The sequence below is a fragment of the Paenibacillus sp. plas6 genome, assembly GCF_057221655.1.
The window spans coordinates 4,022,210-4,043,257 of record NZ_CM170151.1 but is presented as its reverse complement, the minus strand read 5'-3'; the positions used below and the strand labels follow the sequence as shown (position 1 = coordinate 4,043,257).

General features: G+C 40.7%; 17 protein-coding genes. 4 read left to right on the top strand and 13 right to left on the bottom strand.

Annotated elements, in window-relative coordinates; all coding sequences use genetic code 11:
- The first annotated feature begins 360 nt into the window (after nucleotides 1-360).
- Entirely contained in the window at nucleotides 361-2,067 is a 1,707-nt protein-coding gene (locus AC2TDL_RS17845; RefSeq protein ID WP_484697393.1) for a methyl-accepting chemotaxis protein, read from the top strand.
- A gap of 685 nt (nucleotides 2,068-2,752) precedes the next feature.
- Here the strand turns inward: AC2TDL_RS17845 and rpoZ are convergent.
- The 6 genes from rpoZ to AC2TDL_RS17815 all read right to left on the bottom strand — a co-directional run bounded on the left by rpoZ (nucleotide 2,753) and on the right by AC2TDL_RS17815 (nucleotide 9,684).
- Nucleotides 2,753-3,001 (bottom strand): DNA-directed RNA polymerase subunit omega, encoded by a 249-nt coding sequence (rpoZ, locus tag AC2TDL_RS17840; protein WP_484697392.1) that lies wholly within the window; start codon nucleotides 2,999-3,001, stop codon nucleotides 2,753-2,755.
- 18 nt (nucleotides 3,002-3,019) lie between these two features.
- Nucleotides 3,020-3,631 carry a guanylate kinase gene (gene gmk, locus AC2TDL_RS17835; protein WP_484697391.1) on the bottom strand — a complete coding sequence of 204 codons (612 nt, stop codon included), beginning with the start codon at nucleotides 3,629-3,631 and terminating at the stop codon, nucleotides 3,020-3,022.
- Between the two features lie 18 nt (nucleotides 3,632-3,649).
- Nucleotides 3,650-3,910 (bottom strand): extracellular matrix/biofilm regulator RemA, encoded by a 261-nt coding sequence (gene remA, locus AC2TDL_RS17830; protein WP_005548256.1) that lies wholly within the window; start codon nucleotides 3,908-3,910, stop codon nucleotides 3,650-3,652.
- Between the two features lie 179 nt (nucleotides 3,911-4,089).
- On the bottom strand, nucleotides 4,090-5,964 hold the full coding sequence (locus AC2TDL_RS17825; protein WP_484697390.1) for a bifunctional homocysteine S-methyltransferase/methylenetetrahydrofolate reductase: 1,875 nt from the start codon (nucleotides 5,962-5,964) through the stop codon (nucleotides 4,090-4,092).
- 24 nt (nucleotides 5,965-5,988) lie between these two features.
- A complete protein-coding gene (gene dapF / locus AC2TDL_RS17820) occupies nucleotides 5,989-6,822 on the bottom strand; it encodes a diaminopimelate epimerase (protein ID WP_484697389.1) in 834 nt (277 codons plus the stop codon).
- Between the two features lie 105 nt (nucleotides 6,823-6,927).
- Entirely contained in the window at nucleotides 6,928-9,684 is a 2,757-nt protein-coding gene (locus AC2TDL_RS17815) for a calcium-translocating P-type ATPase, SERCA-type (RefSeq protein WP_484697388.1), read from the bottom strand.
- 155 nt (nucleotides 9,685-9,839) lie between these two features.
- Here AC2TDL_RS17815 and AC2TDL_RS17810 point away from each other — a divergent pair, with 155 nt between their 5' ends.
- Entirely contained in the window at nucleotides 9,840-11,744 is a 1,905-nt protein-coding gene (locus AC2TDL_RS17810; RefSeq protein WP_484697387.1) for an Rqc2 family fibronectin-binding protein, read from the top strand.
- 137 nt (nucleotides 11,745-11,881) lie between these two features.
- Here the strand turns inward: AC2TDL_RS17810 and AC2TDL_RS17805 are convergent, their stop codons facing one another.
- From AC2TDL_RS17805 to AC2TDL_RS17780, 6 genes are all read right to left on the bottom strand, one after another.
- A complete protein-coding gene (locus tag AC2TDL_RS17805) occupies nucleotides 11,882-12,748 on the bottom strand; it encodes a PHP domain-containing protein (protein WP_484697386.1) in 867 nt (288 codons plus the stop codon).
- Nucleotides 12,739-13,650, bottom strand: a complete 912-nt coding sequence (locus tag AC2TDL_RS17800) for a selenium metabolism-associated LysR family transcriptional regulator (RefSeq protein ID WP_484697385.1) — start codon at nucleotides 13,648-13,650, stop codon at nucleotides 12,739-12,741. The genes AC2TDL_RS17805 and AC2TDL_RS17800 overlap by 10 nt, the downstream gene beginning before the upstream one ends.
- Before the next feature lie 113 nt (nucleotides 13,651-13,763).
- Nucleotides 13,764-14,027: a YlbG family protein gene (locus AC2TDL_RS17795; RefSeq protein ID WP_484697384.1), complete on the bottom strand. Its 264-nt coding sequence runs from the start codon at nucleotides 14,025-14,027 to the stop codon at nucleotides 13,764-13,766.
- Between the two features lie 29 nt (nucleotides 14,028-14,056).
- The gene (locus AC2TDL_RS17790) at nucleotides 14,057-14,533 is read right to left on the bottom strand and encodes a YlbF/YmcA family competence regulator (protein WP_484697383.1); all 477 of its coding nucleotides are present in this window, start codon (nucleotides 14,531-14,533) and stop codon (nucleotides 14,057-14,059) included.
- An 82-nt stretch (nucleotides 14,534-14,615) separates the two neighbouring features.
- Nucleotides 14,616-16,589, bottom strand: a complete 1,974-nt coding sequence (locus AC2TDL_RS17785; RefSeq protein WP_484697382.1) for a hypothetical protein — start codon at nucleotides 16,587-16,589, stop codon at nucleotides 14,616-14,618.
- Nucleotides 16,586-18,253: a DNA repair helicase XPB gene (locus AC2TDL_RS17780; RefSeq protein WP_484697381.1), complete on the bottom strand. Its 1,668-nt coding sequence runs from the start codon at nucleotides 18,251-18,253 to the stop codon at nucleotides 16,586-16,588. Before AC2TDL_RS17780 ends, AC2TDL_RS17785 begins: the two co-directional genes overlap by 4 nt.
- Before the next feature lie 174 nt (nucleotides 18,254-18,427).
- Here AC2TDL_RS17780 and AC2TDL_RS17775 point away from each other — a divergent pair, with 174 nt between their 5' ends.
- Nucleotides 18,428-19,258, top strand: coding sequence for a lamin tail domain-containing protein (locus AC2TDL_RS17775; protein ID WP_484697380.1), 831 nt, complete (start codon nucleotides 18,428-18,430; stop codon nucleotides 19,256-19,258).
- A gap of 42 nt (nucleotides 19,259-19,300) precedes the next feature.
- Here AC2TDL_RS17775 and AC2TDL_RS17770 read toward each other — a convergent pair whose 3' ends face one another.
- On the bottom strand, nucleotides 19,301-20,500 hold the full coding sequence (locus tag AC2TDL_RS17770) for an amidohydrolase (RefSeq protein ID WP_484697379.1): 1,200 nt from the start codon (nucleotides 20,498-20,500) through the stop codon (nucleotides 19,301-19,303).
- Nucleotides 20,501-20,694: 194 nt separating this feature from the next.
- On the opposite strand from AC2TDL_RS17770, the gene AC2TDL_RS17765 reads away from it, so the two are divergent.
- Nucleotides 20,695-21,039 (top strand): YugN family protein, encoded by a 345-nt coding sequence (locus AC2TDL_RS17765; protein ID WP_484697378.1) that lies wholly within the window; start codon nucleotides 20,695-20,697, stop codon nucleotides 21,037-21,039.
- Nucleotides 21,040-21,048: the final 9 nt, after the last annotated feature.

Sequence of the window (21,048 nt, the reverse complement as noted above, 5' to 3'; positions counted from 1 at the left end):
GTGAACATTGCTACAAGCTTGGATTTATAGCACTTTTTAAATTTGTATGACTATCATAACACATTTGATTGACTTGATAAAAGTTCGACAGAAAGTATAAATTAACCTTCTTTTTGTGCAAATTATTTTAATTAATTTTACTCACCTTTGCAGTCATTCATTACCAAAAAAAATGCTGCCCAATTTGTCAGCCAATCACTTATAGTGAGCAAACCGACAAACAAATACTGTATTTTTTAATTAGGAATTAAATTCCAAATTATAAAATATATTTGTGAACAAAAATAAACAATAAAAGATTTATACTATAAAAGTTGCTTACATTATTGAAGTTAAATTTCGGAGGTTGTTAATGACATCATGAAGAACAGTAAATGGAAGTTAAAAATTTCTGCAAAGATCATTCTTGGATTTACCGCAGTACTAATTTTATTTACAGCAGTCTCATTCATTTCAATGAAGCAAGTGAATATTGTCGATGATTCATATAGCAATTTGCTCGTAAGGCGTGAAAACGTTGTTGAGAATGTTAATCATCTAAAAACTGAAGCGATTGTTCAAGAAAAAGCCGTTTTAGGACTTCTTCTCACTAAAAATGAAAAATACATACAAGAATATGAAAATTCATTGAATGAATATAATCAAGCGTTTGAAAAGTTTAAAGTAACAGCTCCAAATGAAAGTGCCAAAAAACAAATCGACGATCTTAAAAGCACTTACGAAAGCTATTATGCTCTGCTTGATCAAATTAAGGAACTAGCTCTCTCCAATGAAAGTGCAGCCTTAGATTTACTGCATTCTGAGAAGTTAATTGAAGTCGAGCAATCTTACAACGAGCAAATCAGTCTTATTTTAGCTACTGCCTCTAATATTATGGGACAAGATAAAATTGAAACTGCGCAAAAGACGAAAGACATTAATACATTACTTGGCTGGGCATCCATAATCGCCATTGTTATGAGTATAGCGATTAGTATCATTATTAGCCGTTTAATCTCTAAACCAGTAGTAAAAGTTTCAAAAACAATGGAACGTTTGGCAAATGGAGATTTTTCAATCGAATCGATTCACGTAAGCAACCGTGATGAAATCGGGGATATGGTCAATTCAATGAATGTCATGAAACAGGATTTAGGCGAAATGTTAGCTAAAGTTTCACAATCAAGTGACTATTTAGCAGCTTCTACAGAGGAATTAGCTGCTTCCTCAGAACAAAGTAAATCTACTGCTGGACGTGTCGTAGAATATGCTCGTCAAAGCACTGTAGGGGCTCAAAAACAACTTGAATCATTTAAAGAAACGTCCAGTAAAATTGAGCAAATCGTAAATGAGGTCGAACAAATTTCACAATCTAGTAAACAGATGTTAGAAGATACTATCCACTCGACAAAAGCAACAGATACAGCTGTCACCTTAATGGATCATGTTGTTACACAAATGAATGATATTAGCGCAACGACAGAAAATACAACAAGAGTCATCCGTACGCTGGCACAACACTCTCGTAACATTAGTGAGGTTGTGTCAATGATTACAACGATAGCACAGCAAACGAATTTACTAGCTTTAAATGCCTCTATTGAAGCAGCACGTGCGGGAGAACAGGGCAAAGGCTTTGCGGTTGTTGCTAATGAGATTCATAAACTGGCGGAGGATTCTCGCAGCTCTGCAGAACAGGTAATAGATATGATTACGTTAATCGAAAAAGGAATTCAAGAAGCGGTTACATTTATGGAATTGGAAAATCAGCTCATTGCAACTGGCTTAACAAGCACGAATGAAGCAAAACATGCTTTTACAGATATTGAGACAGCGATCAATAACGTAACCCGTCAAGTAAAAGAGGTAACGGCTTCTGTTGATGAAATAAAAGATTCTAGCAAACATATTGCAGAGGAAATTGAACATGTATATAAAATATCTGAGGAAGGACTCCACTTATCCACTGAAAGTTCTATAGCTTCGGAGGAGCAACTTAAAGCGATGGAGGAAATGCTTTCTTCAGTGCATAACTTAACCCAGCTTGCTGAAGAATTACAACGTCAAGCTAGTCGCTTTAAATTTTAACAAAGGGACAAATCAAACTTATCGCGTAACAGAAAGGTGAAATCCGTGTGCGGATTTCACCTTTCTGCTTTTTATACATTTTTTATAAACACATTATTTAGCTCAACACGCAATATTAACTTTTAAATCGCTTCCATTCCTTTTCGAATAAAAAGCGGAGCATAAAGTCTACAGCGGTCAATAAGCAAATAACTGCTAAAGAATTAAATACTTTTAGAGTGGACTTGTCAGTTTCAAACAGAATCCACAAAAAGGTGAATTCTACATTTTGAATAAGCAATTGATCACTAACAATTCTAGTAAAGACAAAGGACATATTAGATAAAAACTCCAGAGATGCTATAACAAATAGTATAAGCAATAACGTCGTTTTATTGCTTATTTTTTCATTTTTCAATTTTCCCCACTCCTCCACTCTTTTTTATTTTGCTGAAATAACTGATATGGGTTATCTTTAATCATACAGGATTAGATACTTTTATTCTATAAAAATGGAGAAACTGACTATTTATTTTCTTTTTTCCCCCCAAAAAGTAAATGAATTCATAAGACTGGACATTACTTTTTCATTACAAATAAAAAAACGCACAGCTAAGTTACCGCATCACCAATTGCTAACTAATTTTAGCAATTGGTTTGCAGCTCAGGCTAAGCTGTGCGCTTTTTTTATGCAAAGATAATCGCATTAATTAACTTTATCTTGCTGACGCTCGTCTTTTTGCTCGTCCTTCTCTTTACCAGGAACATATTCGACCTTAATAAAATCGTGGTAAATTTCCTCTAGGGCAAAACCTACAGATTTGTGAGAACGAGGATTAGTAAGTTCAGTTTTCGCTCCATTACGAAGCATTCTTGCACGTTTAGAAGCAGCAACTACTAATGTATATTTGCTGTCAACTTTTTTCATTAATTCATCAATCGATGGATACAACATAAAAAGCATCCTCCTTACTTAAGCTTTCTCTGCGGCAGAAGCCATATGTAAAATATGGGCAGGTAGACGTTCGATACGACAATTTTCTGCCAAAATAATACTACGTATTTTGTCGCAGGCTTTTTCTATCTCATCATTCATAACCGCATAGTCATAGTGACTTAACAAGCTCATTTCTTGCGCAGCCACATTCATACGAGTATTAATCGTATCCATTGACTCAGTGCCACGACCTGTAATTCTTGCTTTCAGCTCATCAAATGACGGTGGAAGCAAAAATATCATCACTGCCTCTGGAAACTTTTCCTTTACTTTTACAGCGCCCTGCACTTCGATTTCAAGAATGACATTTTTTCCAGCAGCAAGCGTCTCCTCAACAAAGCTGCGCGGAGTTCCGTAATAATTGCCGACATATTCAGCATATTCCAGCATTTCATCCTTTTCGATTAATCGCAGAAACTCTTCTTTTGTTTTGAAAAAGTAATTTACTCCATCAATTTCGCCTGGTCGCGGCTGTCTAGTCGTAGCAGATACAGAGTATACAAGTTCAGGCATACGTTTACGCAATGCAGTGCATACGGTACCTTTTCCTACTCCCGCTGGACCAGACAAAACAATTAACAATCCCATTATTCTAAACTCCTCGTATTATTCATCATTATCATCGTCTTTAGTAGATAAGCGGTGTGCAACGGTTTCTGGCTGCACAGCAGATAAAATAACATGATCGCTATCTGTAATAATGACTGCACGTGTCCGACGACCATAGGTAGCATCAATCAGCATATGACGATCTCGTGCCTCTTGAATAATGCGCTTAATTGGAGCCGACTCAGGACTCACAATAGAAATAATCCGATTCGCTGAGACGATATTTCCGAATCCAATATTAATAAGCTTAATTGCCAAGCCAGATCCCCCTCCGCATGCACCCTAATTCATCATTTTGGATACAAATGCTCCACACCATTAGCAATAACTATTATAACAATACTTATAAGCTAGTGTTGACGAAAATATTTATTCACATACAGCTATTTTGATAGCATGAATTCCATTTTAATTGATTTTTGTCATCAGAACAAGCTTTATCGTGAAATTTCTTCAGTTTTCTTATGAACATATTGTGTTAATTCTACTGCCATTCGATAATGAAGAAACGGCGTCATAATGTAGATTCCATTAAAATGCTTTATTGCACAATCAATTAATTCTTTTGCGATTTTTACACCTTCAGCTCTGCCTGCTTCTCCTTCAAGCCCAGCCATACGAGCGCGAACCTCATCAGATAGCTGGATGCCTGGCACTTCATTATGCAAATATTCAGCATTACGTCCGCTGGCAAGCGGCATAATACCAAGGAATATCGGTACAGAAAGATGCTTTGTTACTTCAGCAATTCGTTCTATTAATCCAGCATCGTATACCGGCTGAGTCATAATAAAGTCAACACCAGCAGAAATTTTTCGCTCTAAACGCTGTGCGGCTTTATCTAAGTGCTTCACATTAGGATTAAACGCACCGCCGACTATAAAGTTAGCTTTTTGTTTTAATGGTTTACCAGAAAAAGCAATTCCCTCATTCAATTGCTTTGTCATTCGAATTAACTCAAAGGAAGTTAAATCAAAGACGGAGCTGGAATCAGGCAAATCACCAAATCTCGCAGGGTCTCCCGTTACTGCTAGCACATGATTAATTCCAAGAGCATCCAGTCCCATTAAATGAGATTGTGTACCAATTAAATTGCGGTCACGACAAGCAATATGAATAAGTGGAGTCAGTCCAATGTGCTCCTTAACAAGCGCAGCAAGTGCTAGATTGCTCATACGCGTTACGGCTAGCGAATTATCGGCCATTGTCACTGCGTCTGCGCCGCAATCCTTTAAAGCCTGAGCACCTTCCATAAATTTAGAAATATCTAAATCGCGCGGCGGATCTAGCTCAACAATTACGGTATGACGCTTTTTTACTTGTTCTACTAAGCTAGGAGCCTGTCTGCGCGCCTTGCTCCATGCTGGTAAATCTGAATTATCCTTAGACTCCTGAACGACGATTCTCTCTTGCTTTGGCGCAGCTTGAGTTTCCACGACAGTTTTCGGAGTATAATCGCGCAATGCATCTGCTATTGCTGCAATATGCTCCGGGGTTGTACCGCAGCAGCCGCCGATAAGATGAGCCCCGCGATCAGCAAACTTTTGTGCCATATCAGCAAAATAGTCTGGGCCAGCGGAGTATTCATATCTGCCATCAATAAAGCTTGCTGCACCGGCATTTGGATAAACTGAATACGGTAGCTTATGTGCTCCAATGCCGTCGATTAACTTAAGAATACCATTCGGACCTGAACGGCAGTTAAAGCCAACAATATCTGCCCCGCTATCTAGCAAGCGATTAAACGCTTCCTCTAAAGCATAACCATCTACAGTTCTGCCAGAGTCTTCAGCAGCAAATTGACAGATGATCGGAACATTGCTTTCCTCACGTGCAATACGTAGAGCAAGCTTCATTTCGTCAAGGTCATAGAAAGTTTCAAACAACAATCCATCAACATTTTCATTTAACAGCGCATGAATTTGGCGATGCAATGCATCGGTTAAAGCTAATGTTCTTACATTGCCACGCTTACCATCACGCACAGAGCCTACTGTCCCAACGACATAAGCTTGATTGCCTGCAGCCTTACGTGCCAAGCGAACAGCAGCAGCGTTAATTGCTTCTACTTGATCTTCGATCCCATAACGTGCAAATTTCACTGCATTCGCTTGGTATGTATTTGTTTGAATAACCTGTGCACCTGCTGCCACATATTGTTGATGCACTTCGAGCACGGCTTCAGGCTTGGAAATGACAAGTTGTTCATATGGAACACCAATAGGGAACCCCTTAGTGAATAAAAAGGTTCCCATCGCTCCGTCACCAATTAAGATACGCTCTTTAAGCGCATCCCTAAGATTTAATTCCATTCTTTCCACGCCACCTATATCACTCTACTCGAACCTGCCGCGAAACACCTCTTCTGCAGGTCCTGTCATATATACATGATTATCGCTTGAATTCCACTCAATGTAAAGATCTCCTCCCTGCAAAGAGATCGTTGCTTCACGATCAGTTACACCGCGAAGAACAGAAGCGACCAGTGTAGCGCATGCTCCGGTACCGCAAGCCAGCGTTGGTCCTGCACCGCGTTCCCACACTCTCATTTCTACATGATTACGATTATATACGGTGACAAATTCTACATTAATTTTTTTTGGAAAGAGCTCATGTTTTTCTAATAGCGGTCCTATAACAGAATAGTCAAAGTTAGCTGCATCCTCAACTGGAATTACACAATGTGGATTACCCATAGAAACTGCGGTAAAGTTATATTTTTGTCCAGCTACTTCAATTGGATGCTCAACAACTTGTGCAGCATCAATCGTTGTAGGCACTTGTAAACCATTCAAAATTGGTTCGCCCATATCCACACGTACTTTTTCTACTTTATTGTTAACAACAGTTAGTTGCACTTTTTGTATACCAGCACCTAAAGTTTCAATCGTAATTTCATCACGATCAATATAGCCGTTATCGTAAACATATTTCGAAACACAACGAATCGCGTTACCGCATTGTTCTGCTTCCGTACCATCAGAATTAATGATTCTCATACGGAAATCTGCTTGCTCAGAAGGCAAAATATATACTAGCCCGTCCGCTCCGATACCAAAGTAACGATTGCATAATTTCAGCGCAAGCTCTGAAGCATTGGCAGGCAATTGCTGCTCTCCATATACGATAATAAAGTCATTTCCTAGACCGTGCATTTTTGTGAATTCCATGCTAAATCTCTCCTCGCCTATCAGATATCTTGTGTAGATAAGCATAATAAAAGGCGAGGAGAAGCACCATTCAAGATGTGAATGATTATTTGCACTAATTATCAGTTAGGCAGCTCTTGCTGCAGAATGCAATTTCTTGCTTCTTTTAGGCTTTCTGCCGCTAAGTACACTGCCAATCCCAAAAAAGATCGTTGGGAAAGCTGCCATGACGATAACTAAGCACCACTCACGGAAGCCAAGTGCCACCGTATTAAAGATTGGTTGAAGCGTTTCGACATACATTACTCCTAGCATTAAAATAAGTGAAGATAGCACTGCCAGTACTAATGACTTATTTTCTAGTAAATTTCGATGGAAGATCGAGCGTGAGCTGCGACAATCAAATACATGAATAAGCTGTGCCATAACTAGCGTGGCAAATGCGACGGTTTGTGCCTTTACTAAATCCCCCTCTAGCAGTGTGAGCCAGAAGGCTGCAAGTGTACAAACCCCTATTAATATACCGCGGCTAATAATTTTCCAGCCAAGCCTGCGAGCAAATATATTTTCTTTTGCCTTACGCGGTTTTTGCTTCATTAAATCATTTTCTGCTTGGTCTACCCCAAGCGCCATAGCAGGTAAGCCGTCTGTTACAAGATTAACCCATAAAATTTGAATCGGCACTAGCGGAAGCGGCAAGCCTGCCATCATCGCTAAAAACATAACGAGGATTTCACCAACATTTGATGCTAGCAAATAGCGAATAAATTTGCGGATATTTTCATAGATGCCTCTTCCTTCTTCAATCGCTGCTACTATTGTTGAAAAGTTATCATCACTTAGTATCAGGGAAGATGCTTCCTTTGATACATCGGTACCGTTGATCCCCATTGCGATCCCAATATCTGCCGCTTTAATCGCAGGTGCATCATTTACGCCATCTCCCGTCATTGCAACGACATGTCCTTTACGCTGCAAAGAGCGAACAATTCGCAGCTTATGCTCAGGTGATACACGAGCGTAAACATATACATTTTCTACATGTTCATCAAGCTCATCATCGGTTAATTGGTCAAGCTGTTTGCCAGATAACGTTTCTCCGCCGCGTGGTAATATTCCTAAGCTCGATGCAATCGCTTCTGCTGTCAGTTGATGATCTCCTGTAATCATCACTGTGCGAATTCCCGCTGCCCGACAAGTAGCAATTGCCTCCTTAACCTCAGCGCGCGGCGGATCAATCATACCAGTTAAGCCGACAAATATAAGATTTCGTTCAGCGTCAGCAGCCGTTTCACATTCTTCATAGCTCCCCAGCTCGCGATATGCAACCGCCAGTACACGCAATGCGTTCTGTGCCATTTTTTCATTAGCTACCTGGGCTTTTGCTTTAAGTGAAGGGGTTAAACTAAGCACTTTTCCTTGCCATAAAATATGGCTGCACTGATCAAGCAGCACGTCGGGAGCTCCCTTCGTTGCGATTATCCGTCCTCCCTGATGCTGCAAAACGACCGACATCAGCTTACGCTCTGAATCAAATGGAAACTCCTTAATCCGACTATATTGTGTCTCTAGTAATCGTGCTGGCGAGCCAAGCTTAGCAGCTAGTACAGCTAATGCTCCTTCGGTTGGATCGCCATTAAGCACCCATTCCTCTTGAGCGGCTGTGGCTTTACCTCGTTGTTTGCTCGCTTCCTGCTTTACTAGCTTCGCATTATTACAAAGCGCACTAATTTGCAAAAGACGTTTGAGCGCTCCATCATGCCGTACATCAACCTCGCGATTATTTTCAAGCGCCTTGCCGACTGGCTCATAACCTTCTCCTGTTATGTTAATGGTGCGATCACTAAGCCATAATGTGGTGACGGTCATTTTATTTTGTGTTAAAGTACCCGTTTTATCTGAGCAAATAACCGAGGCACAGCCTAATGTTTCGACGGAAGGCAGCTTTCGAACGATAGCTTTGCGCTTAATCATACGTTGCACTCCTAATGCGAGGGCAACTGTAACAATTGCTGGCAACCCTTCAGGAATTGCGGCTACCGCCAAGCTGACTCCAGCTAAAAACATGCCGTAAGCAGGTTGACCATGCATAATTCCCGCAATAATAACCATAATGGTAAGTGCGATAGCTACCGCTATTAAAATTTTACCGAGCTGCTCTAACCGATGCTGCAATGGGGTTTGCATTTCTTCTGTTGCTTGGATTAAATTTGCAATATTCCCCATTTCTGTTGCCATTCCAGTACGAATAACGACACCTTTTGCAGTTCCTCTTGTTACAAGTGTGCCCATAAAGCCAAGATTACGTTGGTCGCCTAGTGGCAATTCCTCATCTGAGATTGGTGCTGCATGTTTAGATACAGGAATTGATTCTCCAGTTAAGGCAGATTCCTCAATATAGCAGTTGTTTGCTTCGAGAAAGCGTATATCGGCAGGAACCCGATCTCCACTTTCAACTAACACAATGTCGCCAATGACGATCTCTTTCGCTGGTACCGTGTACGTCTTCCCGTCACGCAGCACTTTAGCCGTTGGCGCAGAAAGCTCTTTTAGTGCATTCAAGGAGCGCTCTGCTCGAAATTCCTGAATAAATCCGAGAATTGCGTTAAGAATTAAAATAGCTAAAATAGTAATCGCATCTAAGTACTCTCCTAGAAGTCCAGAAATTAATGTCGCCCCCATCAGCACAAGAACCATAAAATCCTTAAATTGGTTTAAAAATAACGTAATAGGCGACAGCTTTTGGCTCTGGGCGAGCTCATTCCAGCCATGCTTCTCTAACCGTTCATTAACGGCTTCTATGCTTAGTCCCTTTTGTTCAGAGCTGTTGACGGTTTGCAAGAGCTCTTCTTTGTTCAATTGATGCCACATCATTTGACTCATTCTCAGCTTCCCTCCTGTATTTGTCCAACTTGCTAGACAACCTCTATTACCGTAAATGTATTCGGACAAACAATAAAATATCCCTAAAGCTATTAAGTTTTTGCCGAAGATATGGCATGATAATAAATATGAATCCATGAAAAGAGGAATACAGTATGTCTTTAGACGGAATTGTAATTAAAGGATTAGTCGATGAGCTGCAACGCTGCATCGGTGCACGTATACATAAAATTCATCAACCAACTAACTCAGAGCTAGTTTTTAGTATTCGAGGAAATCAAGTTAATGGAAAGCTTCTGCTTTCTGCAAACCCAACTTATCCGCGAGTTCATTTTACACAAGCAAGCTTCGTAAACCCGCTTGAAGCGCCAATGTTTTGTATGTTAATGCGAAAATATTGCGAGGGTGGAGTTATTGAGGCAATTCATCAAGTTGGACGTGAACGAATTATCCATATCGATATTCGTCATCGTGATGAAGTCGGTGATACGTCGCTCAAACGCATCATTATTGAAATTATGGGACGACATTCCAACATTATTTTAGTTGATCCTGCAACTAATACGATTCATGACGGGATTCATCATGTGACGCCTGCGTTAAGCAGCTATCGGATCATTATGCCTGGCAGTCAATATACAGCTCCGCCAGAGCAGCATAAGATCGATCCATTGTCGATTACGAATAAGGAGCAATTTATTGCAGCTTTGCAAACTTCTAAGCAAAGCAAAAAAGCAGGAAACGGTTTTGAAACCAGCTCTAACTTACAATCTGCCCGTCAGGAGCAGACAGAGCCTTCTAGAGATAATTTTCTAGAGGAGACAGACCAAGCACCCACTATCAACAGCAAAACGCTTGTAAGCAGCTTCAGCGGCTTTAGCCCGTTGCTTGCTACCGAATGTATTTATCGCGCACTAACAGGAGTTTATGATAGCTGGTTAGATAGCTCGGAGCGCCCAATGCAACTGGGAGGCTCGTTAGAAATTGACGATTTAGATTCTTTATGGCAAAGCTTTCATAGTATGATGACTGCGTTGCAACAAGGACAATATCGCCCGATGATCGTTACAGATAAGCATAATGATAAGTCTTATTTCTCAGTGGTCGCCCTTACTCACATTGATGGTGAAGTTCAACAATTTGCTTCAGTAAGTGAAATGCTTGAAGGGTTTTACGGCGATAAGGCTGAACGAGATACGATCAAACAGCGTGCAAGTGACCTGATTCGCTTTGTTTCAAATGAAATTGCAAAAAACGAGCAAAAGCTCAAGAAGCTTGAAGCTACGTTACAGGAGGCACAGGATGCTGAGCAGTATCGCATTATCGGGGAATTAATCACTGCTTATATGCATCAAATTAACCGCGGAGATAAACAGGTTGAACTAGTCAACTATTACGATGAGAATGGAGCTACTATAACCGTTCAGCTTGACCCGCAGTTAACACCGTCAGAAAATGCTCAGCGATACTTTAAACGTTATACGAAGTCTAAAAATTCGCTTATTAGTGTGAAGGAGCAAATGGAGCTAAGCAACGAAGAGCTAAACTATTTTAATACACTGCTTGCTCAGCTAGAATATGCTTCGTTAAACGATATTGAAGAAATTCGCGAGGAGTTAGTAGCGGGTGGTTATTTGCGCGAAAGAGTGAAAAAAGGCATGAAGCGTAAAAAAAGCAATAAACCTTCTCTGCTATGCTATACCTCGTCTGAAGGAATTGAAATATTCGTTGGAAAAAATAATTTGCAGAATGAATACTTAACAAACCGTTTAGCAAGCAATAACGACACTTGGCTGCATACCAAAGATATACCCGGCTCTCATGTTGTCATTCGCAGCACACAATTTGGCGATGCAACGTTAGAGGAAGCAGCAATGCTAGCTGCCTATTACTCACAGGCTAAATCGTCCAGCATGGTACCAGTTGATTACACATTAATCCGTCATGTGAAAAAGCCTAGCGGAGCAAAGCCGGGCTTTGTTATATACGATCATCAAAAAACATTGTTTATCACGCCAGACGAGCAGAAAATTAAAAATCTTCCTTACGTCATTAAATAAATAAAAATAGTGCTTAGAGCTAGAAATGCGCTTTGAGTAAATCTTTTTAAGCTTCACTAAGTAATAAGCCTGCAACGTTTCCTAATTTACAACATAGGAGCGTCGCAGGCTTTTTCTTTTGCAACGTTATATGATTTCTATTCATTTGCTAATTTTTCCTTACGCTGTTGCTGAAGAGCGTATATTTGCTCATAAACTTCAATAGATGCTGTAACAGAGCCTAAGCCGCCATGAAAGCTTTGTCCCTGTTCATAATAGCCATGAAAATCTGAGCCTGCTGTAGCAAGTAGCTTGTATTTAGCTGCAAGCTCGCTATAGTACTGAATTTGTTCTGGCGTATGATCACTATGCTTAACTTCTACGCCATCGGGACCTGCAGCTAATAACTGCTCAACCAGTGCATCATCACCATAGATTCCTGGATGAGCTAATACAGCTACACCCCCCGCTTCCTTAATCCATTGGAATGCTTCAATGGGATGAATTCTAAGCGGCTGGACGAATGCCTTTCCATTTTCCCCTAAATATTCATCAAACGCTTGCTGCTTGCTTGACACTATCCCGCGAGCAATAAGCGCCTCAGCAAAATGAGGTCTGCCTACAGAGCCTTTATCTCCGCTTACAGCGATAACCTCCTCCATCGTCAACGGAATTCCTAGCTCATTTAACTTTTTAAGCAGCGATTGGTTTCTTGCCTCACGCGTAGCGCCGAGTTTACTTATCCGTTCAAGCCAAAGCTTGTCCTCGTTATCGGTAAAATAGCCAAGCACATGAATGTCTTTTCCTTCTGCCACCGTACTAATTTCAATGCCTGGCAAAAACTTTATTCTTACCTCTTGCGCTGCTTCCATCGCTTCTTTAATTCCAGCAATCGTATCATGATCGGTTAACGCCACGCCAGCCATATTTAATTTCGCTGCCATCCGAACGATTTCAGTAGGAGTAAACTGACCATCAGAGGCGGTTGAATGAACATGCATATCAATAACATTATTTACAGCCATTGACTTAAATCCCTTTCTCGTAAAAAGTTCAAAAATGTAACTGCTGCAATTGGCAGCAGCGTAGACTTTAAGTATACGGAATAAAATTTACGTTTAAACGTTACGTTTTCAATCGGAAGTGTCTTAATTAGCCCTAGTGCAACCTCATGCTTAACCGATGAAACCGATAAGAATGAAATACCTAAACCAGCCTCAACAGCAGATTTGATTGCCCCCGTGCTGCCAAGCTCCATTACAATTTTTAGCTGTTGCGGGTTATATCCATTTTCCATCAACTTTTCTTCCATAACTTGCCGTGTTCCTGAGCCCTGCTCTCGCAAAATAAATGGATAATTCAGCACATCCTCAAGTGTAATGACTTCTAATTTTGTTAGAGGATGATCTGCGGGAGCGACAAGCATAAGTTCATCTTCCATAACTGCTTCGATCTGTAAATCTGGATGCTGAATTAATGCTTCAACAATGGCAAATTGAAGCTGATGAGATTCAATTTCCTCGATTAAGTTGGAGGTGTTCATTACCTTCATACTTATTCCTATATTCGGATATTCTTTACCAAATGGCCCTAGCCAACGCGGCAATATCGATTCACCAATCGTTAAGCTTGCTCCTAATGTTAACCTGCCCTTTTGTTGCTGTGTAAAATTAGCCATTGCTTGATCGGTGTCACGAATAAGCTCAATGCTGCGTTTGGCATACGGAAGCAGTACTTTACCTGCCTCTGTCAGTTCAATTTTTTTCGTGGAACGCATAAAGAGCTTGCAGCCAAAATATTCTTCCAGCGATTGCACTTGCATCGTAACTGCAGGTTGGGTCATATATAACGCTTGTGCAGCAGCAGAAAAGCTGCCGCGTTCAGCAACTGTATAAAAAATATGAAGCTGATGAAAATTTAACGGCATCTAACATACTTCCTTTCTTGATGTTTGAAATTATACAACATTTTCCTTACAAAGATAAGTCAAAAAAACGCCTTGAGCTGAGCGCTGCGCTCGTCAAGGCGTTTTACATAAAACTAAATGCTATATGCTCTTGTCTTATCTTCGACATCTTTGCTGTACTCTGTTTTTATCTCGTTACGATAGGAACGCTCTACCTTACGTACATAAGATAATCGGTGTAGCTGCTTTAAATTTTCTTCAACTTTATCAGAGTTCATATAAAGCACAACATAATGCAACTTGCGCGACATATAGTGTACAGTTCCAAGTCGTTCTAAGCCACGAGCTGCCTTTAAATCACTGACCCATACAATAAACCCTGTACGCTCAGGTAACATGAATGACTCCCCTCTCAGTCATAGCAATTCTAACCGCAGCCGCCGCTGCCACAACTACATGAGCCGCCGCTACCGCAGCCCCTTAAAGCGTCCTTCTCATTGCTTGGTACTTTTATTGTATCTGAAACAGAGCGCGCGATCACAGTAGCTACCTCATGCAACAATTCATCAAGCTGTGCTTCACATTGCTTAAATTGCTGCACACAAGGAATGCTATTTAGTCGCGCTTCCACCTCCTTCACACGTTGACGTGCTTCATGGTAGTTTGGATGAAAGCGACCGAATCGCTCAGTTTCCTCAAACAATTCCTTCGCACGTTCAAACTCACGTTGAATTTGTTTAACCTCTGTATTTTTAGCAACCTCAGATTGCCAGTATAAATAATCAGCAACCGGTTTAGATGCAATAATTGTATCACCAAGCTCATACGCTTTGAGCACTAAGGAGCCCATATCTATCGTCCCAGCTCCTGGTTCGGTGGCAACAGCTTGTCCGTATTCGTACATTCATACCACCTCTTTTTTAATTTTGCTACATCATATACGTTATCATACTAAGAGAAGTCTGCCAATAGCTTTGTTCAGCTTTTCATGCATCATTAGCAAGCTGAATCCCCTCTATTTTCTCTAAATCAATCTCAAGAAACGGTTGCTTAGGCCTTGCATAGATGACCGCCGTTAGATACCATTTTCCTTCGTTTTCCTGCAAGGCTTTAGGGACAACATGCCATAAATTTCCATCAAACTGAACATACAAAGCTAAATCATATTGCAGGGCAGTTTCGACGATTTGCAGCGTCGTTGACTTATGATAGCGGCGCAGCTCTTTAAGCCAATTTCGCGGTATCTGTTGTAAATCCAGATTGCGCAGCTCATTTTTTAATTGCTGGGGAGTTAGCATCTGTCCATCATTTAGCTTGCCTAATGGACTTAAGCAATAGTTTCCCCAGTTAGATATTGAATTAAGCTCGTAATCAACTGGTACAGGGGTTATAGCATTTTTGCTTAACAAAGTATGTAAAAACTCTTTTTGAACCGTTTCTTGGCTTCTGGCCTCGCTTTTGTCCCCATTTTCCACCTCACCTTTGACCCCTTGAAGCATCGCCGAAATTAAATCAGGCAGCATATGATTGGATAAGCCCAATAACCATGCTTCAAGCAGTTCGAGCGAATGTCCGTTGTTCATATAGCGCTTGAGGGATGAAACGGTAAGACGCAACTGGACAATTTCCTGTACATCAACTAGCTCTGCTACCTCCAAGGCTTGCCATAAAAGGATTGGACACGTTCCAGGTAAAAGAAACAGCTCACCATTTGGTTCAAGATGAAGCATGTTATAGCTAGATGCAACTTGTTCGCGTTTAGCAAATAATTGCTTGAAAATACTTGATATTTCTTCCGCATCTGTTTTTCGCTGGTTATGCTTCTCACTATCTAATAAATTCGTATGTTTATCGGCAGTTGGTAAAAGTTCAGCAGCATAGGAGACGAAGCCACATTCTCTTAATAGTCTAAGCAGTTGCAGCATTTCTTCTTGCTCATCATCATATGTACCTGCTTCCACTTTTCGCTTATAGCTAAGCCAGCAATCCTTGTCTCTTGGCAAATCCAGCAAATATAGCAAAATACGGCGCATGAAGCATGACTTTTTATACTGCTCATCTAATGTCGTAATAAAATGTTCCAGCAGCCAATGCCAGATAATGTCATCTTGTTGCTGCTGACTTAACGAAAGCCATTGCATAAGCTTAGCGTTATTGAAGCCATGTGAATGCTCCTTATCAATAATCCCCATATCATAAGCAAGCTCAAGTAGTAAATATAAAGCGCCGCTTATATGATCCTCTTTCTTGCCTAAACTAGCACGTTCCTTTTGTAAAAACCAACTGTCCCATAGCTGATGTAATGCTTTGCTATTCATATATTTATCTAGCCGCTTCAAAAGATTTTTGGCTATTTTTTTATTAAGATTGCCTTGCTTAGTAAAGAGCAGGGGTTGAATTGATAATTCATGCAAAAATAATAGAAAAGCTACAGGAAAGTTTACGGCATGAGCATAACAGCTTTCTCCTAGCAGCTCATTTGGCAGTTCAGATAGCAACTCAAAGCAAGCCAGCTCCTCCTCAACATGCTCACTCGCTAATTCATGTTCCTCCCGCCATTGCAGGAGCTCAGCACGCCAATGCTGAAAAATAGGTGAAGGCATAAACCAATATATGCCGTACCAGGAATGATTCATACAGCTGACTATGCCTGCTTGAGCTAAACTAATGAGTGCTTCATAACATTGTCGCTTAGGCTTGCAAAGCATATGGGAAAGCAAGTCAAGTAATTGCTGCTCCTGCTGTGGGTTTATCAGACAGCCGCTTAACAAACACGCTAGAACTTGCCTTTCAGTTTCAGTTAAGTTTGACAACACACGTTTAATTAGTGAACGTTCAAGCACCACTTGTTCCCATTTTCTAGGGAGCTTGTCCGTATTTTGGGTCCAATGAGGACTTTCCATAAATTGAGCTTTTAGCGGTTCAGCATATATCGCTTCCCAGCCATAAAGCTTGTTCATAGCATCACCTCAGCCTGCGATAAACAACGATACTGATAACCTTGCTCAAGCATAAACATTCCACGTTTCAGGGCAAATTCAGTTTCTTTGCTTTGCTCGGTCACTAAGGTATAAAACCATGCTTCATTTAAGCCCTGCTTAGGGCGAAGCAGCCTACCTATCCGTTGTGCTTCCTCTTGACGTGAGCCGAAACTTCCTGATACTTGAATCGCCACACAAGCATCTGGTAAATCTACTGCCAAATTAGCAATGCGTGAAACAACTAGCACTTTAATTTTGCCGCAACGAAACTGGGCAAATATTTGCTCACGCTGTTCATAGCTCGTGTTGCCCGAAATAAACGGCAATTGAAACGTTTCGGCGATCTGCTGTAATTGTTCGATATATTGTCCAATTATTAAGGTTGGCATTTCCCGATGCTGCTTCAAAATCGCTTCTACAACTGTCATTTTATTAACATTTTGTGCAGCTATTTTTAGGCGGGTCCTTGGAGTTGCTTCATTGTAAAGCTGCTGCTGCTCAGTTGAAAGCGGAACACGTACCTCGATACAGTGGACTTTAGCAATATAGTTCTCATTTTCTGCTTGCTTCCAATTCATATCGTAAAGCTTAGGGCCTACTAGAGAAAAAACATCACTTGCACAGCCATCTTCACGAATTAACGTTGCGGTAAGCCCTAATCTTCTTGTTGCCTGAAGCATCGCTGTCATGCGAAATATCGGAGCTGGCAGCATTTGCACCTCGTCATAAATGATTAATCCCCAATTTCGCTCGGAAAACAACTTCATATGCTCATACTGCTGTGATTTATTGCTGCGATGCGTGAGTATTGTATAGGTGGCAATCGTTACTTTAGCTACGTTTCGTTCGCGACCGCAATACATGCCAATATCGGCTGGAGAAATCGACGTTTTATCAAGCAGCTCAGCCTGCCACTGACGGGCTGAAGTAACACTTGAAGTAACGATTAGTGCTTCAGTTTGCAAACTTGTCATAATGCCGATCCCGGTTACGGTTTTTCCTGTACCGCAGGGCAATACAATAACTCCGCTTCCACCGATTACATCACGATGAAAGGCAGCAATTGCTTTTCGCTGATAATCACGCAGCTGAAACATTTTTCCGGCCTTCGTCACAGGTAATAATTCTATTGTTAGATTTTCTCCTTCGCGAAAACCTACTTCGTCCTGAACAGAATAACCTGCACGAGCAAGCTCTTGCTTAATAAAGCCGCGTCCCTCGCGCTTAATAACCCATTTATCCTTGCTCCGTCGCTCTTCAATCCAGCTTGCAGCTATATGATTTTTCTCTAATTCCTGCATTAACGTGCTATCGCCAGTTAATACAAGCTCTTGCTCTACTAATTTCAGCTTAAGCTTGCCATAACGGGATATCCATAGCTTAATTCTATCTCCGCAAGCATTGGATAAACCTCCCCGACAATAGGTTTGCAGACTTTGTATAATACGCTCACTTTTAATTCCTAGCGCTAGTGCATTCCATACAGTTAAAGGGGTGCATTCATATACTTCAAATTGTCCAAGCACTTTCAACAGCTCGGTAAAAGGAGCTATAGCTATGCGAGCTTCTTGCGCTACGTTTGAATTTCGATCTAGCAGCATCGTCATATCACGCTGCATAATAATGATTTCCTTGCGCTGCATCAATCTTTCCTGCCCTTCTTTTGTACTCTCTATCAGTATTGAGTTTTATCGTTGCTTTTATGCTACTTAAGGGCTGGATTTTAATATAATCTATATTTTTCTTTAGATTATATGCTATAATACGTATAATTATCGTGTTTTTACGATTTTCGACATGGTGGAGGATATTCTTGCATGAGAAATTTGATCTTTGTCGTATGCTTTACGGCAATTGCTTTATTAGCATCATGCACGAACTTACCGACAGCGACTTCAAATGCTATAAAAGAGAATACCTGGTATCCAATTGGGAAAATAATTAGTAATGACACATTTGAAATTATCGTAGGCGATCGAATTGAACAAGTAACGTTTCTTTCACTTGATGTGGTTGATATTAATCATCCATTACTTGGTGATGAAGTATATCAATTTATTTTAGATCAGCTTACTGCCTCTGCTGAGGTTTCTCTTAGCTTCGATCAAGAGACTCGCAATGAAACTGGTCAATTGCAAGCGGTTGTGCAATTAAAGGACGGAAATTCGTTAAATGAGTTACTGCTCGAAGCTGGATTTGCAAAAGTACTTATTGTTGAGCCGAATATTAAGATGGAGAACAAATACAAGCAACACGAACAATTAGCAAAAAGCAATAAAAAGGGAATATGGCATGACGACGAGGAAACAAGCAATGTGGATGTAGAACTCAAAGAAACAACCTATAAAGGAATTCGACTTTCCGTCATTAAGAAGGACCAAAAAGCAATTATTTCAAATTATACGTCCAACGAATTAGATATTCATAATTGGAAGCTGGTTAGTGTTACAGGAAATGAAATTTATATTTTCGAGGATATTGTGCTGGAACCAGGAGAAAATGTTGTTGTATATGCTAAAAGCATTGAACATACTTCTGAAGAGCATACGTTATATTGGGGAAATGATTTCGTTTGGTCGCTGTCAGAAAAAGAAAGTGCGGAGTTATATAATGCTAACAATGAGCTGATTGCCGAATGGACTGAATAAGTCCTTCGGTAATCAGCTTTTTTGTATCATGTAGCAAAAACGCTATACGTTGCTCAATGCGTGCTTTGCATAATCCTCAGAAGTTGCGATAAGCATGCGCAGCGAATTTTTCATTGCACGTTCATCAATATCAAAGCGTGGATGGTGATGCGCGTAATTCGCACCTATCTCCTCGTTCCCCGCTCCAACGAACATAAAGCAGCCTTTTATCTCCTTTAGATAATAAGCAAAGTCTTCAGCTATCATAATTGGCGAGGCAAGCTCAGCTCCCTGCTTGCCAACAACAGTTTTTGCGACTTGCAAGACGCGTTCTGCCTCCTTGCCGTCATTAATAACGGCAGGATAACCCTTTTTAAGCTCGTAATCATAACTTGCACCATGCAAAGCGCAAATTTGCTTAATCGTTTGCTCCACCTTTTGCTGTGCTAATACTCTGCTTTCCTCATCAAAGGTTCTTATCGTGCCTTTTAACACACATCGCTCTGCAATAACGTTATTTGCTTGACCTGCTTGAAAACAACCAACTGATACTACCGCTGGTGAAATTGGATTAATGCTTCGGCTGACAATCGTTTGCAAACTTTGCACAATTTGCGCTCCAATAACAATCGAATCAATCGTTTGATGCGGCATACCGCCATGTCCGCCATGTCCTTTAATCTCAACTTGAAAATCATCAACTGCACTCATAAAGTTGCCACCCTTAGTGGAAACCTTACCGTATGAAAGCGGCGTCCATAAATGAACTCCATAAATTACATCTACACCATCTAATGCACCTTCAGCAATCATCGAAGCGGCTCCCCCTGGGCAAAGCTCCTCCGCTGGTTGAAACAACAACCTTCGTTCACCATGTAATAAATGTTGATGCTCTATATAAAACTGCGCTACAGCAAGCAACGTTGCAGTGTGGCCATCATGACCGCAAGCATGCATAACATTTGCTACTTTCGATGCATATTCTGTTTGCTTCTCATCTTGAATCGGCAAACCGTCCATATCTGCTCGCAATGCAATTGTAGGGCCTGGTCTAGCCCCCTTGATTTTCACGATAAGACCGTGATTATTTTGACAACGTATAATCTCTTCACAGCCCATCGCTTTAAGCTGCTCTGCAATCCAAGCTGAGGTTTGCTGCTCTTGAAATGAAAGCTCTGGATATTGATGAAGATAACGACGCCAAGACACTACTTTGCTATATATTTGCTCTGTAAAGTCCTCCAAATATGTCATTATGTCCATGTCAGTTACCTCCTATAGCATTGATAACATTATATTTACAGTTTAACAGAAAATTAGGTTTGGCGGTATTCATTCTAGTAAATGTATTGTTGTTAATCTATCATATTGCAGTAATGCTTGCACAAGCGCTAGAAACATACTATCATTATGAAAGGAAATCTATACATTCATCTTATCTTATAGGAGGAAATGGAATGATTATCGAGAATTCCGGACTGAACGGATTAAAAAGCGAGCTTGGTTATCTTGACGAAGTTACTGAAAAGCTCGGCTTTTTTAGAGGGCAATGGGAATATTATCGTGCTACATATGATCTTAAATTAGAAGATAATGAGTCTGGCAATACTTACTATCTTCGAATTAATACTCGCGCTGTCGAAGGAAAGTTAGAGCAGCCGCATGCTGTACTTGTCATTGAAGATGTTTATATCGGTCGTGCAACCTTCCCGCATGGCTTGGAATACGAATCTGAAATTCCTAAATCCATTATGAACACTGTTAACAATGTCATTAAGCAATTGCATGCAGTATTGAGCTAATGACGAGGG